The 13,820-nt window shown below is 52.3% G+C and carries 9 protein-coding genes; 7 read left to right on the top strand and 2 right to left on the bottom strand.

Translation table 11 applies throughout. The annotated features are described in order from the left end of the window. Positions 1-52 precede the first annotated feature (52 nt). Complete coding sequence (gene alkA / locus OGV94_RS08240) at positions 53-922, top strand: DNA-3-methyladenine glycosylase 2 (protein WP_193145552.1); 870 nt, start codon at positions 53-55, stop codon at positions 920-922. Here the strand turns inward: alkA and OGV94_RS08235 are convergent. Beyond that, positions 890-4,219, bottom strand: a complete 3,330-nt coding sequence (locus OGV94_RS08235) for a diguanylate cyclase (RefSeq protein WP_043017943.1) — start codon at positions 4,217-4,219, stop codon at positions 890-892. The two genes, alkA and OGV94_RS08235, sit on opposite strands and share 33 nt — an antisense overlap. 315 nt (positions 4,220-4,534) lie before the next feature. Between OGV94_RS08235 and udk the strand changes: the two genes are divergently transcribed. From udk to asmA, 3 genes are all read left to right on the top strand, one after another. After that, positions 4,535-5,176, top strand: coding sequence for a uridine kinase (udk, locus tag OGV94_RS08230; protein ID WP_003036776.1), 642 nt, complete (start codon positions 4,535-4,537; stop codon positions 5,174-5,176). A 91-nt stretch (positions 5,177-5,267) separates the two neighbouring features. Then, on the top strand, positions 5,268-5,849 hold the full coding sequence (dcd, locus tag OGV94_RS08225) for a dCTP deaminase (protein ID WP_003036774.1): 582 nt from the start codon (positions 5,268-5,270) through the stop codon (positions 5,847-5,849). A gap of 25 nt (positions 5,850-5,874) precedes the next feature. Next, positions 5,875-7,728, top strand: coding sequence for an outer membrane assembly protein AsmA (asmA, locus tag OGV94_RS08220; RefSeq protein WP_286523055.1), 1,854 nt, complete (start codon positions 5,875-5,877; stop codon positions 7,726-7,728). Positions 7,729-7,772: 44 nt separating this feature from the next. On the opposite strand, the gene OGV94_RS08215 is transcribed toward asmA, so the two are convergent. Continuing rightward, positions 7,773-9,356: a TerC family protein gene (locus tag OGV94_RS08215; protein ID WP_043016886.1), complete on the bottom strand. Its 1,584-nt coding sequence runs from the start codon at positions 9,354-9,356 to the stop codon at positions 7,773-7,775. 654 nt (positions 9,357-10,010) lie between these two features. Here OGV94_RS08215 and OGV94_RS08210 point away from each other — a divergent pair. The 3 genes from OGV94_RS08210 to wzc are packed head-to-tail and all read left to right on the top strand — an operon-like array spanning position 10,011 to position 13,764. Next, positions 10,011-11,150 carry a polysaccharide export protein gene (locus OGV94_RS08210; protein ID WP_043016885.1) on the top strand — a complete coding sequence of 380 codons (1,140 nt, stop codon included), beginning with the start codon at positions 10,011-10,013 and terminating at the stop codon, positions 11,148-11,150. Positions 11,151-11,155: 5 nt separating this feature from the next. After that, the gene (gene wzb / locus OGV94_RS08205) at positions 11,156-11,602 is read left to right on the top strand and encodes a low molecular weight protein-tyrosine-phosphatase Wzb (protein WP_043016884.1); all 447 of its coding nucleotides are present in this window, start codon (positions 11,156-11,158) and stop codon (positions 11,600-11,602) included. Continuing rightward, positions 11,602-13,764: a tyrosine-protein kinase Wzc gene (gene wzc, locus OGV94_RS08200; RefSeq protein ID WP_043016883.1), complete on the top strand. Its 2,163-nt coding sequence runs from the start codon at positions 11,602-11,604 to the stop codon at positions 13,762-13,764. The genes wzb and wzc overlap by 1 nt, the downstream gene beginning before the upstream one ends. Positions 13,765-13,820 lie beyond the last annotated feature (56 nt).

Here is a 13,820-nt window from a genome sequence, read left to right as displayed (position 1 = left end):
GCATCAGTTGAATACCGTTTATGCTGTAGGTTTGCTTAAAAAGGAAAACCGAATGTTCACGCTGAGCTGGCAACCGCCTTATGACTGGCCCTGGATGCTGGGATTTCTTGCCGCCCGTGCGGTTGAAGGTATCGAAACTGTAGAAGAACTGAGTTATGCCAGAAGCCTGTCCATAGGGAAGCATCAAGGTCTGGTGCGCGTCGTACCAGATTTGCACGCCAACGTGCTACACGTGACGTTAAGCTCAGGATTGCAACCGGTAGCCTCCGAGTGCCTGGCAAAAATAACACGCTTGTTCGATCTTACCTGTTGCCCGCAGCAAATTGTCAGCGCGCTGGGCAACCTCGGTGCGGCGCGTCCGGGACTGCGCCTGCCGGGATGTGTCGATGCGTTTGAGCAAGGGGTTCGGGCAATTTTAGGCCAGTTAGTCAGCGTGGCGATGGCAGCAAAACTGACGGCGAAAGTAGCGCACGCTTATGGGGATACGCTGGAAGATGCGCCGGGGTACGTTTGTTTTCCTGTGCCTGAAGCGCTTGCTAACGCAGATCCACTGGACCTGAAAGCGTTAGGCATGCCGCTCAAACGCGCTGAGGCGTTGATTCACCTTGCTCGCGCAACGCTTGAGGGCACGCTTGCGACAACAGCCCCGGACGATATTGAGCAAGGCGTTAAGCAGCTACAAACCTTTCCCGGGATAGGACGCTGGACCGCCAACTATTTCGCGCTACGTGGTTGGCAGGCGAAAGATGTTTTTCTGCCGGATGATTACCTGATTAAACAGCGTTTTCCCGGCATGACGCCAGCGCAGATCCGGCGCTATGCCGAGCGCTGGAAGCCCTGGCGCTCCTATGCGCTTTTGCATATCTGGTATACGGATGGCTGGAATCCGTCAGTTGATGGCGAAATTACTGGTATTCAGTAGCAGATCCAGCGGTTGGGCATCGGCAATAATATCGCCATAAATCATGTCGATACCGATGCCTGAAAGTGCATCCATGATCAGCGGCAGTTGCACCGGGCCAGCGATGGTTTTAATGTCCAGGCGCTGGGCATGGCCCTGGATAATGGACACCCACATTTCATCAATCAGGTCGCCGTGAGCGCTGGCGCTTAGCTCGCTGTCGAGCAACAGGTAATCGACAATGTGATACTTCAGGTTGTCAAAAAGCTCTAAATCACGACCGACCTGGCTTAACACAATTCGACAGCCGAACTGACGTAGCCGATGCAGGGCGGATATCGCCTGCGTTGAATTGGTTTTGATGGCGCTAGCCGGAACGGTCAGATGCAGCAACCGTGGCGGTAACGGACTGTGTTGCAATTGATCCAGTAGCTCATCTATAAGTTCTGAATTGAGCAGCCCGGCGGCTGAAAGGGGCAGGGCAATACTGAGGCCCTTGCTGGCGACAGCCGAAGCAGCATTCTGGAAGAATTCGCTGAATACCCGCCGGTCGAGCGCTTGATTCAACGCGGGATCGACCAACCCATTACGGAAAGTGTGCTCTTCAATCACTTCGCCTTCTGCGGTCCCTAAGCGTAACGATATCAGCCAGAAGCTAAACGTCTCTGGGATACGCGGTGAAGCCACGCCTCTGGCGATCATCAGCATGGGGTTGTGTGTGATGGTGTGTCTTTGTTCGTCCAGTGACAGTTGGCTACGCGAGGCATGGGCCTGGCTTTGCTGGGGTTCATAGACGCAGACTCGTCCACGTCCGCTGTTTTTCGCCGCGTAGCAGGCGATATCCGCCTGAGACATAACGTCGGTCGCGATATGGTTTTTCTCATCAATCAACGTAATCCCCGCGCTGGCGCCAATACGGTGCAAACGGCCTTCCCACATAAAGTGGTAATCGTTAACCGCGCTGATGATGCGACCTGAGATAAAGCGGGCGCTTTCGATATTACAATCTGGCAGCAGCAGGCCAAACTCATCGCCGCCAAGGCGCGCCAGCATATCGCTGGATCGCAGCATGCTTAGCATCAGCGAAGAGAGTTCACGCAGCAGGGCATCGCCCGCGGCATGGCCTGCGCTATCATTCACCGCTTTAAAGCGATCCAGATCGATAAAAACCAGCACATGACGCTGGTGCGCGTCGTGTACCGTATGCAGCAACTGCTTGAGATGGTTTTCAAAGCTGACCCGATTTGCCAGCTGCGTCAGGTCGTCATGCGAGGCACTGTAGCTAAGCTGGCGCAGCATTTTACGTGACTCGGTGACATCCTGAATGACCAGCACCGAGCCAATGCTACCGCCATCGAGAGTGCTGAGGGGGGTGATGCTGTACTGAATGTCATAACTGTTGCCGTTGCGACAATGCAACACCACTTCCTGTTCGATGGCCGTACGCGACATGTCTGCACTGTAGATATTTTCCATCAGCGGGCCGTTATCGCCGAAAGTAATTCGCAACACCGTCAGGAGCGGAATGCCGATCGCGCTTTCCTGCTGCCAGCCGCTCATTTTCTCGGCGACCGGGTTCATAAAAGTCACATTCATGTCGACATCAATACAAATAACCGCTTCGCCGATGGAATCCAGCGTAATGTGCAGACGTTCTTTTTCCTGGAACAACGCTTCGTTGAGCTGCTTTACTTCTGTCATATCCATATTGATGCCAAGTAAGCGTTCAACTTCGCCGTCTTTATTCAGCACCCGGTTAGCCAGAGAGCGGATGTGCCGGATGCCATCTTTTACCGCAATACGAAACTCAAGCTTAAAGGGAGCCCGAGCGGCCAGCGAATCGCGAATCACATTTTCGGCGTGTTCGCGATCTTCAGGTACAACGCACTCATACCAGACTTGCCAACTGGGTTTGATATGCGCAGGGACTTCGTAGAGGTCAAACATACGCTTATCCCAGCTGATCACATCAGGCTGCAGTTCCCATTCCCAAATGCCGATCCCCCCGGCTTCATTAGCGAGCGTGATGCGCTCCATCAGCCGTTTGTTGATCCACTCGGTATGCTTCAGATCGTTAATGTCTTCAACCTGCGCAATAAAGTAGAGTGGGGTATCGTCGCTATGACGTACCAGTGACACCGCCAGCAAGGCCCAGACGACCTCGCCCTCGCGGGTGTAATAGCGTTTTTCCATGGAATAGCTGTTGATTTCACCGCGAGTCAGCATCTCCAACTGTTCGAGGTCATTATTCAGATCTTCCGGCCAGGTTAATTGCTGGAAGGTGAGCGAACGCAGCTCATCCTGGCTATAGCCCAGAAACTGGCACAAGGCTTTATTGGCCTGTAGCCATTGCCCCTCGGTACCGACCAGCGCCATGCCAATTGCCGAATACTCCATTGCGTTGCGAAAGCGCGATTCGCTTTCTGAGATGTGCTTGCGTTCGGCCCGAAACGCATACATCACCATGGTCATCATATTGGCTGGTAGCAAAATCATCAAAAACGGCAGCCAGGGGATATCCGTCATCATATTGGGCTTGGGGGTATAGAGCAGCGAAGGGTCGGCGGCAAGCATCAGCGAAACCATCATCACGGTGCTGAGGAAAATTAAAAACGCCTCCATGCGCGGCAGACGCACAGCGCTCCACATCAACAGGACGATTACGCAGGTAAAAGGCCATGGAAGATACATCATGGACAGCCAACTGAACGTTAGGGTTACCAGGAGCGTAATTAACGTCTCGAACAGTAATCGCGGATTGCGGTGGCGCAGCAAATAATGTGGCTTAAACAGTAAACCTAACGGCACCAGCGCTAGCGCGCCGATGGATTCTGAAAGCACCCAAATAAGAAAAGTATTTAACGACGTTTCCCGCGGTAAAAGTAACCACAATAGTAAACCACCCAATAGCGGAGGGACAACGGCGCTGCCGAACGCCAGGCGTGCCCAGTCGTTAAGATTTTTTAAGGGATTGTACCAGGGCAGTAGTTTGCGCAATAACATTGCCCCAACGACAGCCTCAATAATGTTGATGGCTGTGTAGGTAAAGCTAAGCGACTCGCCGGGGAAAAAGAGTAAAGAAGCCCCGATGTTACCAAATGAGCACGCCAGCGCGATTCCTGGCCACATTTTTCCTGCATGACGATAAAAAGCCACCATCATGATCGAGGTCGGAAACCACAGCGGCGCCAGTTGTGCACCGAATCGAGACAGTTCCAGCGAGAACAGCGTAAAGATGAAAGCCACCAGACCTAAACTGGCCAGGCGCAGTAGAGGATGAGGTAAGGTAACTAAAACATGTTGGGATTGTTTACTCATTACCACTCTACCCAAATAGCCGGTGTCGCCCAGTAGAGATGCCGGACGCATCACATTTAATCTGGGATTATGCTAGTACAAATAATTTACAATTTATACGCCAGCTGCTCATAAATTAACACTCTCAAGCTATTAATTACTAAGGCTGATGAATAAATGTAGCGCATGCTTTAAATATGACCGTTTAAATTTGCGACAGGGACAGCATTGGTGCAGGCTGGGCTGGCATCGCGCTGCTGAAATCCCTATAATTGCCGCGTTTGGCGTTTCGGCGCCGCCCTTCCTTACATCCAGGTTAATCAGGTCGCTAAATTTATGACTGATCAGTCCCATCAGTGCGTCATTATCGGCATTGCCGGCGCATCGGCTTCCGGCAAGAGTCTTATTGCCAGTACTCTTTATCGCGAATTGCGTGAACAAGTCGGTGACGAACATATTGGCGTTATTCCCGAAGACAGCTATTACAAAGATCAAAGCCATCTGTCGATGGAAGAACGTGTAAAAACCAACTACGACCATCCGAACGCGATGGATCACAGCCTGCTGTTCCAACATTTGCAAACTCTGAAACGCGGCAGTGCCATTGAGCTGCCTGTGTACAGCTACGTTGAGCATACGCGCACGCAAGACACTATTCACATCGAACCCAAAAAAGTCATCATCCTGGAAGGCATTTTGCTGCTCACGGATGCGCGTTTGCGCGATGAGATGAACTTCTCTATTTTTGTCGATACGCCGCTGGATATTTGCCTGATGCGCCGTATCAAGCGGGATGTGAACGAACGTGGTCGTTCAATGGATTCTGTGATGGCGCAATACCAGAAAACCGTCCGCCCGATGTTCCTGCAATTTATTGAGCCTTCAAAACAATACGCCGACATCATTGTGCCGCGCGGGGGTAAAAACCGCATCGCCATCGATATTCTGAAGGCTAAAATCAGTCAGTTCTTTGAATAAGTTCAGCGAATTGTGTACCGTTCAGTGATAACCTGGTTCACCCTTAACGCACCTGGCATTAAGGGGTTGAAGCACGAAAGGAGAAAGTGCCATGCGTTTATGTGACCGAGATATTGAAGCCTGGTTGGATGAAGGTCGCCTGTCGATCAATCCACGCCCTCCTGTCGAGCGAATCAACGGCGCCACGGTAGATGTGCGCCTTGGCAACAAATTCCGTACGTTCCGCGGTCATACGGCGGCGTATATCGATTTGAGCGGGCCGAAAGATGAAGTCAGCGCCGCGCTGGATCGCGTGATGAGTGATGAAATCGTCCTTAAAGACGGCGAGGCGTTTTTCCTGCACCCGGGCGAACTGGCGCTGGCAGTGACGTTCGAATCCGTGACGCTGCCTTCCGATCTCGTCGGTTGGTTAGATGGACGTTCTTCGCTGGCGCGTCTGGGACTGATGGTACACGTCACCGCACACCGCATCGATCCGGGCTGGTCTGGCTGCATCGTACTGGAGTTTTACAACTCCGGGAAACTACCGCTGGCCCTGCGTCCAGGCATGCCGATTGGCGCATTAAGCTTCGAACCGCTTTCTGGTCCGGCGGCGCGACCTTACAACCGTCGTCAGGATGCAAAGTATCGCGATCAGCAGGGCGCCGTTGCCAGCCGAATCGATAAAGACTGAGTTTTTTCAGTCCATTGGGGATAGCATGAGACGATTTCTGACGACGCTGATGATCTTACTGGTTGTGCTGGTGGCCGGTTTTTCTGCGTTAGTACTGTTGGTGAATCCGAACGATTTCCGCGCGTATATGGTCAAGCAGGTTGCGGCGCGTAGCGGATATCAACTGCAGTTGGATGGTCCTCTGCGTTGGCACGTATGGCCTCAACTGAGTATCCTCTCGGGGCGCATGGTGTTAACCGCTGAAGGCGCCAGCGAACCCCTGATTCGTGCCGATAATATGCGTCTTGACGTCGCGTTGTGGCCACTATTGAGTCACCAGCTCAGCGTGAAGCAGGTAATGCTCAAAGGCGCGGTGATTCAACTGACCCCGCAAACTGAAGCGGTGCGCGGCGAAGATGCGCCCGTGGCTCCAAAAGACAATACGTTGCCCGACCTGGCTGAAGACAGAGGGTGGTCGTTTGACATTGCGCGCCTGCGCGTTGCCGATAGTGTCCTGGTCTTCCAGCATGAAGACGATGAGCAGGTCACGGTTCGCGATATTCGTCTGGACATGGAACAGGATAACCAGCACCGCGGCACGTTTGATTTCTCTGGGCGCGTGAACCGCGATCAGCGTGACCTTGCTTTATCTTTCAACGGCACCGTCGATGCTTCCGACTATCCGCACAACTTATCCGCGAATATTCAACAGCTAAGCTGGCAACTGCAGGGAGCCGATCTGCCGGCGCAGGGGATCAAGGGTCAGGGACAGCTTCAGGCACAGTGGCTGGAAGAGAAAAAACAGCTCGCGTTTAGCCAGATTCATTTGACCGCTAACGACAGCTCTCTCGCCGGGCAAGTTCACGTGTCATTGTTGGATAAACCAGAATGGATCGTCGACCTCAAGTTTGGCCAGCTCAATCTGGATAATCTGCTCGTACAACGTGAGGCTGCGACGACCACTAACGGTGAGGCTCAGCAAGGTCAGAGTCAGCCAACGCTGGCGCGCCCCGTCATTGCTTCGCAGGTTGATGCCGTTTCGTATCAGGGACTTAAGGGCTTTTCGGCAGACATCGCTTTGCAGGCTGACAAAGTGCTGTGGCGGAAAATGGCGTTTGACAATGTCTCGGCAAAAATTGACAACCAGTTCGGCTTATTGAACGTTGCCCAGTTGCAGGGGAAAAGTGACGGCGGGCTGGTGTCGCTTCCCGGTACGCTGGATGCCAGAAAAGGGCAGCCGCGAGCGGTCTTCCATCCGCGGCTGGATGGCGTAGAAATTGGTACTATCCTGAAAGCTTTCGACTATCCAATCGCCCTCAGTGGCAAATTGTCGCTGGCGGGTGATTTCTCTGGCTCAGATATCGATGCTCAGGCGTTTCGTCATAGCTGGCAAGGGCAGGCCCATGTCGAAATGAACGATACGCGAATGGAAGGGATGAACTTCCAGCAGATGATACAACAGGCCGTCGAGCGTAGCGGTGGGGATGTTAAAGCCCAGCAAAACCTGGATAACGTGACTCGCCTCGATCGTTTTGTAACCGATATGACGCTGGATAATGGCGAGGTTACGCTGGATAACATGGCCGGTGAGTCGTCGATGCTGGCGCTGACCGGTAAGGGAACGCTGGATCTGGTGAAGCAGAATTGCGACACGCTGTTTAATATTCGCGTCCTCGGCGGCTGGGATGGCGAAAGTAAGCTGATTAACTTCCTGAAGGCCACCCCGGTACCTCTCAGAGTCTACGGTCAGTGGCAGGCGCTGAACTACAATCTGCAGGTCGACCAGCTTTTGCGTAAGCATCTGCAGGATGAAGCGAAACGTCGTCTGAATGACTGGGCCGATCGCAACAAAGACTCTCGCAACGGCAAGGATGTTAAAAAGTTGCTGGATAAACTCTGATTCATATTGCCGGATGGCGGCTGATGCCGCCTCCGGCTCTTGAACTACACTTCGTAATCCATCTCTTCTTCATTGTGCAGCGGTATCAGCTGGACTTTTTGCACGCGATGATTTTCCACCTGCAGGGTTTTCAATCGGAAATCGCCAACCTGTACTTCCTCCCCGGTTTTCGGGATGCGCTGCAAGTACTCCATTAACAGCCCGGCAATGGTGTGATATTCACGCTTATCGTCCAACGGGATAGGCACGTACTGCACCAGGTCTTCCAGCGGCATATGTCCGTTAGCGGTCCAGGTACCGTCAGCATTTTTCTGGATATCATGGCGGGCATCAATCTCTTCTACCTCGTTCGGCAGGTTACCTGCGATGGTTTCCATGACGTCGCTGAGTGTGACAATCCCTTCGACGGATCCAAATTCATCGGCCACAAAAGCGAAGTGCGTTCGGGCATTACGGAACTGCTCAAGCGCCGGAAGCAGCGGCAGGGTCTCCGGGAACACCAGCGGCTGACGAATCAAGACGCGTAAATCGAGCGGCTCACCGCGCAGGGACTGCTGCAACAGGTCGATGACATGCACCACGCCGAGCAACTCTTCCTGCTCATCTTCGCCGGTGACCACCAGACGCGTATGCTGGTTTTTTTCCAGCAAAGCGCGGATTTCTGCTTCGGGCGCATTGAGGTCGATGTGTTCAATATCGTGGCGCGAGGTCATGATGCTGCTGACGGTACGCTGATTAAGGTTCAGCACGCGTTCAATCATCCGCCGTTCCTGAGGGGCAAAAATCTGTCCTTCATGATGATCCGCCAGCATCGCCGCAGTTTCGGCATCCAGTTCGGCGTCTTCTTTTTGCCCGCTCAGCAGCCGCATCACCGCCTCAGCGGTGCGCTGGCGTAAGGTATGGTTGGCAGACAAGAAGCGACGACGGTTAAAGATAGCCAACTGATTCAATGCTTCAATCATCACCGAGAAGCCGATGGCGGCGTACAGGTAACCTTTCGGGATATGGAAACCAAATCCTTCGGCAACCAGGCTGAAACCAATCATCAGCAGGAAGCTCAGACAAAGAATGACAATCGTTGGATGGCTGTTAACAAAGCGCGTCAGCGACTTGCTGGCCAGCACCATCAGGCTGATGGCGATGATTACCGCAGCCATCATCACCGCCAGGTGATCGACCATCCCAACGGCTGTAATGACGGAATCCAGAGAGAAGATGGCGTCCAGCACCACGATTTGCGCGACGACACCCCAGAACTTTGCACCTTTACGTTGGGTGGGGTTATCGCTGTCTTTTCCTTCCAGCCGTTCATTTAGCTCCATAGTGGCTTTAAACAGCAGGAAGAAACCACCGAATAGCATGATCAGATCGCGGGCGCTGAAGCTCAGGTCGCGAATGCTGAACAGCGGCGTAGTCAGCGTCACCAGCCAGGATATTGATGCCAGCAGCAGCAGGCGCATGACCATCGCCAGCAGTAGCCCGGTAATACGCGCCTTATCCCGCTGGGCTGGAGGCAGTTTCTCCGCGAGGATGGCAATAAAAACAAGATTATCAATGCCAAGAACAAGTTCGATCACGATTAACGTGACCAGTCCGGCCCAGATTGACGGATCGGCAATCCATTCCATAGTAAATGCTATACCCATAGTTGTATGACAATTGTCACAATTCGATCATGGGTAAAACTGGCGAAAAATGCAATGGCGAGGAGGGATTTCTCTGTCAGCGATATCCGGTCAAATGCAGGATATGAGCCTTAATGTAACTACAGGAAATAATTTTATTAATCCAAATATATTTAGGAAATATCGCAGGTGGATATTTCTATATCAATATTGTCAACATCAATAAAATCCTAAAAATATACAAATTCAATGCTTAATATTAATCTTAAAAGCGAGTTGCTGGCGGCTTGTTATCTTGCCTGACATTCTCTTAGCTGCAACAATTCTTGCGGTAATAATCAAAAGGCAAATATTTCCTCATCAATCAGAGGCGCTATTTCTGATGCGTTGCCGCTGTAAATGTGATGAAAATAAAGGAGAAGATAAAAATTTAAATTAATCAGTGCATTGGTAGCTATTGAAGCCAGGGGCGGTAGCGTGTCTGGTCGCCTGAAACAAGCCTAAATTATTCTGTCAAGAGACCGCAGATGAATTCATTTTTTTTAGGATTGATGCCAGTTAAATTCCATTTCAATTAACGGCAAGGTAAATGCGTACAGGCGAAGTCGCTATTTAGATTGCATGTGATAATTACTCTGCCAAAGTGATAAATAATCAATGATGAAATCCAAACTTAAATTGATGCCAGTATTGGTATCGGTAATCTTGATAAACGGTTGTACCGTGCTTCCGGGCAGCAATATGTCTACGATGGGCAAAGATGTGATTAAACAGCAGGACGCTGATTTTGATATCGATCGCATGGTGAATGTTTATCCACTCACCCCGCGGCTGGTCGAACAATTACGTCCCCGACCAAATGTTGCACAGCCTAATATGTCTCTCGACCAGGAGATTGCCGGGTATCAGTATCGGGTCGGTCCGGGTGATGTCCTGAATGTGACCGTCTGGGACCACCCTGAACTTACCACCCCCGCCGGGCAGTATCGTAGCTCAAGCGATACCGGCAACTGGGTGCAGCCTGATGGCTCCATGTTTTACCCCTACATCGGCAAAGTCAGCGTAGTAGGAAAGACGTTGGCTGAAATTCGTAGTGATATTACCGGGCGCTTAGCGAAGTACATTGCTGACCCGCAGGTGGACGTTAATATCGCCGCTTTCCGCTCGCAGAAGGCTTATGTCTCCGGGCAGGTAAACAAATCCGGCCAGCAGGCCATTACCAACGTGCCGCTTACTGTTCTCGATGCCATCAACGCCGCTGGCGGTCTTACCGAGGCGGCAGACTGGCGCAACGTTGTACTGACTCATAAAGGGCAAGAGCAACGCATTTCACTGCAAGCGCTGATGCAAAATGGCGACCTGAGCCAGAACCGTCTGCTCTATCCTGGCGACATTCTGTTTGTGCCGCGTAATGACGATTTGAAAGTCTTTGTGATGGGCGAAGTGAAAAAACAGAGCACCCTCAAAATGGACTTCAGCGGCATGACGCTTACCGAAGCGCTGGGCAACGCGGAAGGTATCGATCTGACCACCTCCAACGCCAGCGGTATTTTTGTTATTCGACCATTGAAAGGCGACGGCGGGAACAACGGCAAAATAGCCAATATCTATCAGCTTGATATGTCCGATGCGACATCGCTGGTGATGGCGACCTCATTCCGACTTCAACCCTACGATGTGGTGTATGTCACGACTGCGCCGGTTGCTCGCTGGAACCGTTTGATCAATCAGTTGCTGCCGACTATTAGCGGTGTTCGCTATATGACGGACACGGCCAGCGACCTTCACAACTGGTAATCATCATGTTTAACAAAATATTAGTTGTCTGTGTGGGAAACATTTGCCGCTCCCCGACGGCAGAGCGCTTGTTAAGACAATTTCATCCGGCGTTGACGGTATCTTCTGCTGGCCTCGGGGCGCTGGTGGGCAAAGGTGCGGATCCGAACGCCATCAGCGTGGCGCAGGCGCACAACCTGTCTCTGGAGAATCATTGTGCCCGGCAGATCTCGGGACGAATGTGCCGGGAATATGACCTGATCCTGACCATGGAAAAACGCCATATTGCTGCTCTGTGCGAAATGGTGCCGGAGATGCGCGGCAAAGTGATGCTCTTTGGTCACTGGGACAGCGAGCGTGAAATCCCCGATCCGTATCGTAAAAGCCGGGACGCGTTTGACGCGGTGTACGCATTACTTGAACGGTCTGCCCGCCAATGGGCTCAGGCATTGAACGCAGAGCAGGGAAAATAATGACAGAAAAAGTTAAACAGTCTGCTGCGCCGGTAACGGGCAATGATGAAATCGATATTGGTCGTCTGGTCGCAACGGTGGTGGAAGCCCGCTGGTGGGTACTTGGCATCACCGCGGTATTTGCATTGTGCGCCGCGATCTACACGCTGTTTGCCACACCAATCTACAGTGCGGATGCGCTGGTGCAAATTGAGCAAAATACCGGAAATTCACTGGTGCAGGATATTGGCTCGGCGTTGTCGAACAAACCTCCGGCCTCTGAAGCGGAAATTCAGCTCATCCAGTCACGGCTGGTATTGGGGAAAACGGTAGACGATCTCAATCTGGATATTGCCGTTACCAAAGATACGTTCCCCATTTTTGGCGCGGGCTGGGATCGGTTGATGGGCCGTCAGAACGAAACAGTAAACGTGACCACCTTCACGCTGCCAAAGGCAATGAATGAACAGACCTTCACAATCAGCGTGCTGAATGACAAACGCTATCAACTGGTGAGTGACGGAGGATTTAGCGCCCAGGGGCAGGTAGGACAGATACTGGAACATGATGGCGTGACGATGCTGGTGGAGGCTATTCATGCCAGCCCTGAGAGCCAATTTACCGTGCGTAAATTCTCCACGCTGGGCATGATAAACACCCTGCAAAATAATCTGATGGTGACGGAAACCGGAAAAGATACCGGCGTATTGAGCCTGACCTTTACCGGCGAAGATCGTGAGCAAATCCGCCAGATCCTTGACAGTATTACCCGCAACTATCTGCAACAAAACGTGGAGCGTAAATCTGAAGAGGCCGCTAAAAGTCTGGCGTTTCTGGCAAAGCAACTCCCCGAGGTGCGTAACCGGCTGGACGTTGCCGAAAACAAGTTAAATGCTTTTCGTCAGGACAAAGACTCCGTGGATTTGCCGCTGGAAGCCAAAGCGGTGCTGGATTCAATGGTGAATATTGACGCGCAGCTTAATGAGCTGACCTTCAAAGAAGCGGAAATTTCCAAGCTGTTTACTAAAGCGCATCCGGCGTACCGCACGTTGCTGGAAAAACGCCAGGCGTTGGAAGATGAGAAAAGCAAGCTGAACGGACGCGTAACAGCGATGCCAAAAACGCAGCAGGAAATTGTCCGTCTGACGCGCGACGTGGAGTCCGGTCAGCAGGTCTATATGCAGTTACTGAACAAGCAACAGGAACTGAAGATCACCGAGGCCAGTACTGTCGGAGATGTGCGTATCGTCGATCCCGCGATTGCCCAGCCTGGCGTGTTGAAACCGAAAACGGCACTCATCATTCTCGGCAGTATCATTCTCGGTTTGATGCTTTCAGTGGTGGGCGTATTGCTGCGGTCGTTGTTTAATCGCGGCATTGAAAGCCCGCAGGTGCTGGAAGAACATGGTATCAGCGTGTATGCCAGTATTCCGCTGTCTGAATGGCAAAAAGCGCGTGATAACGTTCAGACCATCAAAGGTGTGAAACGCTACAAGCAAAGCCAGTTACTGGCGGTGGGAAATCCGACGGATCTCGCGATAGAAGCGGTCCGCAGCCTGCGTACCAGCCTGCACTTTGCCATGATGCAGGCGCGCAATAACGTATTGATGCTGACCGGCGTCAGCCCGTCGATTGGTAAAACATTTGTCTGCGCCAACCTGGCGGCGGTCATCAGCCAGACCAACAAACGCGTGCTGTTGATCGACTGCGATATGCGTAAAGGCTATACCCACGAGCTGCTGGGGACCAATAACGTTAACGGTCTGTCTGAGATCCTCATCGGCAAGGGGGATATCTCATCTGGCGCGAAACCGACATCCATTGCGCATTTCGATCTGATCCCTCGCGGTCAAATCCCTCCCAATCCTTCCGAACTTTTGATGAGCGAGCGCTTCGGCGAACTGATTGCCTGGGCCAGCTCGCACTATGACCTGGTGCTGATTGATACGCCGCCAATACTGGCTGTGACCGATGCGGCTATCGTGGGTCGTCACGTCGGAACCACGCTGATGGTGGCCCGTTATGCGGTCAACACGTTGAAAGAGGTGGAAACCAGCCTGAGTCGCTTCGAGCAAAACGGCATTCAGGTGAAAGGGGTGATCCTCAACTCTATCTTCCGCCGCGCCAGCGGGTATCAGGATTACGGTTACTACGAATACGAATACACGTCGGATTCGAAATAGATAACGAACAGCAACGCATATCGAATGTAGGCCTGATAAGCGTAGCGCCATCAGGC

Origin of the sequence: Citrobacter sp. Ce006, assembly GCF_030336535.1 — a bacterium.
Classification (GTDB): Bacteria; Pseudomonadota; Gammaproteobacteria; order Enterobacterales; family Enterobacteriaceae; genus Citrobacter; species Citrobacter europaeus.
This window is presented reverse-complemented; position numbering and strand designations above follow the sequence as displayed.

What these genes read in the sequence shown, in the direction of transcription:
- alkA (WP_193145552.1), top strand. Translation starts at nt 53, where the DNA reads ATGTTCACGCTGAGCTGGCAACCGCCTTATGACTGGCCCTGGATGCTG.
- udk (WP_003036776.1), top strand. Translation starts at nt 4,535, where the DNA reads ATGACTGATCAGTCCCATCAGTGCGTCATTATCGGCATTGCCGGCGCA.
- OGV94_RS08215 (WP_043016886.1), bottom strand. Translation starts at nt 9,356, where the DNA reads ATGGAATGGATTGCCGATCCGTCAATCTGGGCCGGACTGGTCACGTTA.
- asmA (WP_286523055.1), top strand. Translation starts at nt 5,875, where the DNA reads ATGAGACGATTTCTGACGACGCTGATGATCTTACTGGTTGTGCTGGTG.
- wzb (WP_043016884.1), top strand. Translation starts at nt 11,156, where the DNA reads ATGTTTAACAAAATATTAGTTGTCTGTGTGGGAAACATTTGCCGCTCC.
- OGV94_RS08235 (WP_043017943.1), bottom strand. Translation starts at nt 4,219, where the DNA reads ATGAGTAAACAATCCCAACATGTTTTAGTTACCTTACCTCATCCTCTA.
- OGV94_RS08210 (WP_043016885.1), top strand. Translation starts at nt 10,011, where the DNA reads ATGATGAAATCCAAACTTAAATTGATGCCAGTATTGGTATCGGTAATC.
- dcd (WP_003036774.1), top strand. Translation starts at nt 5,268, where the DNA reads ATGCGTTTATGTGACCGAGATATTGAAGCCTGGTTGGATGAAGGTCGC.
- wzc (WP_043016883.1), top strand. Translation starts at nt 11,602, where the DNA reads ATGACAGAAAAAGTTAAACAGTCTGCTGCGCCGGTAACGGGCAATGAT.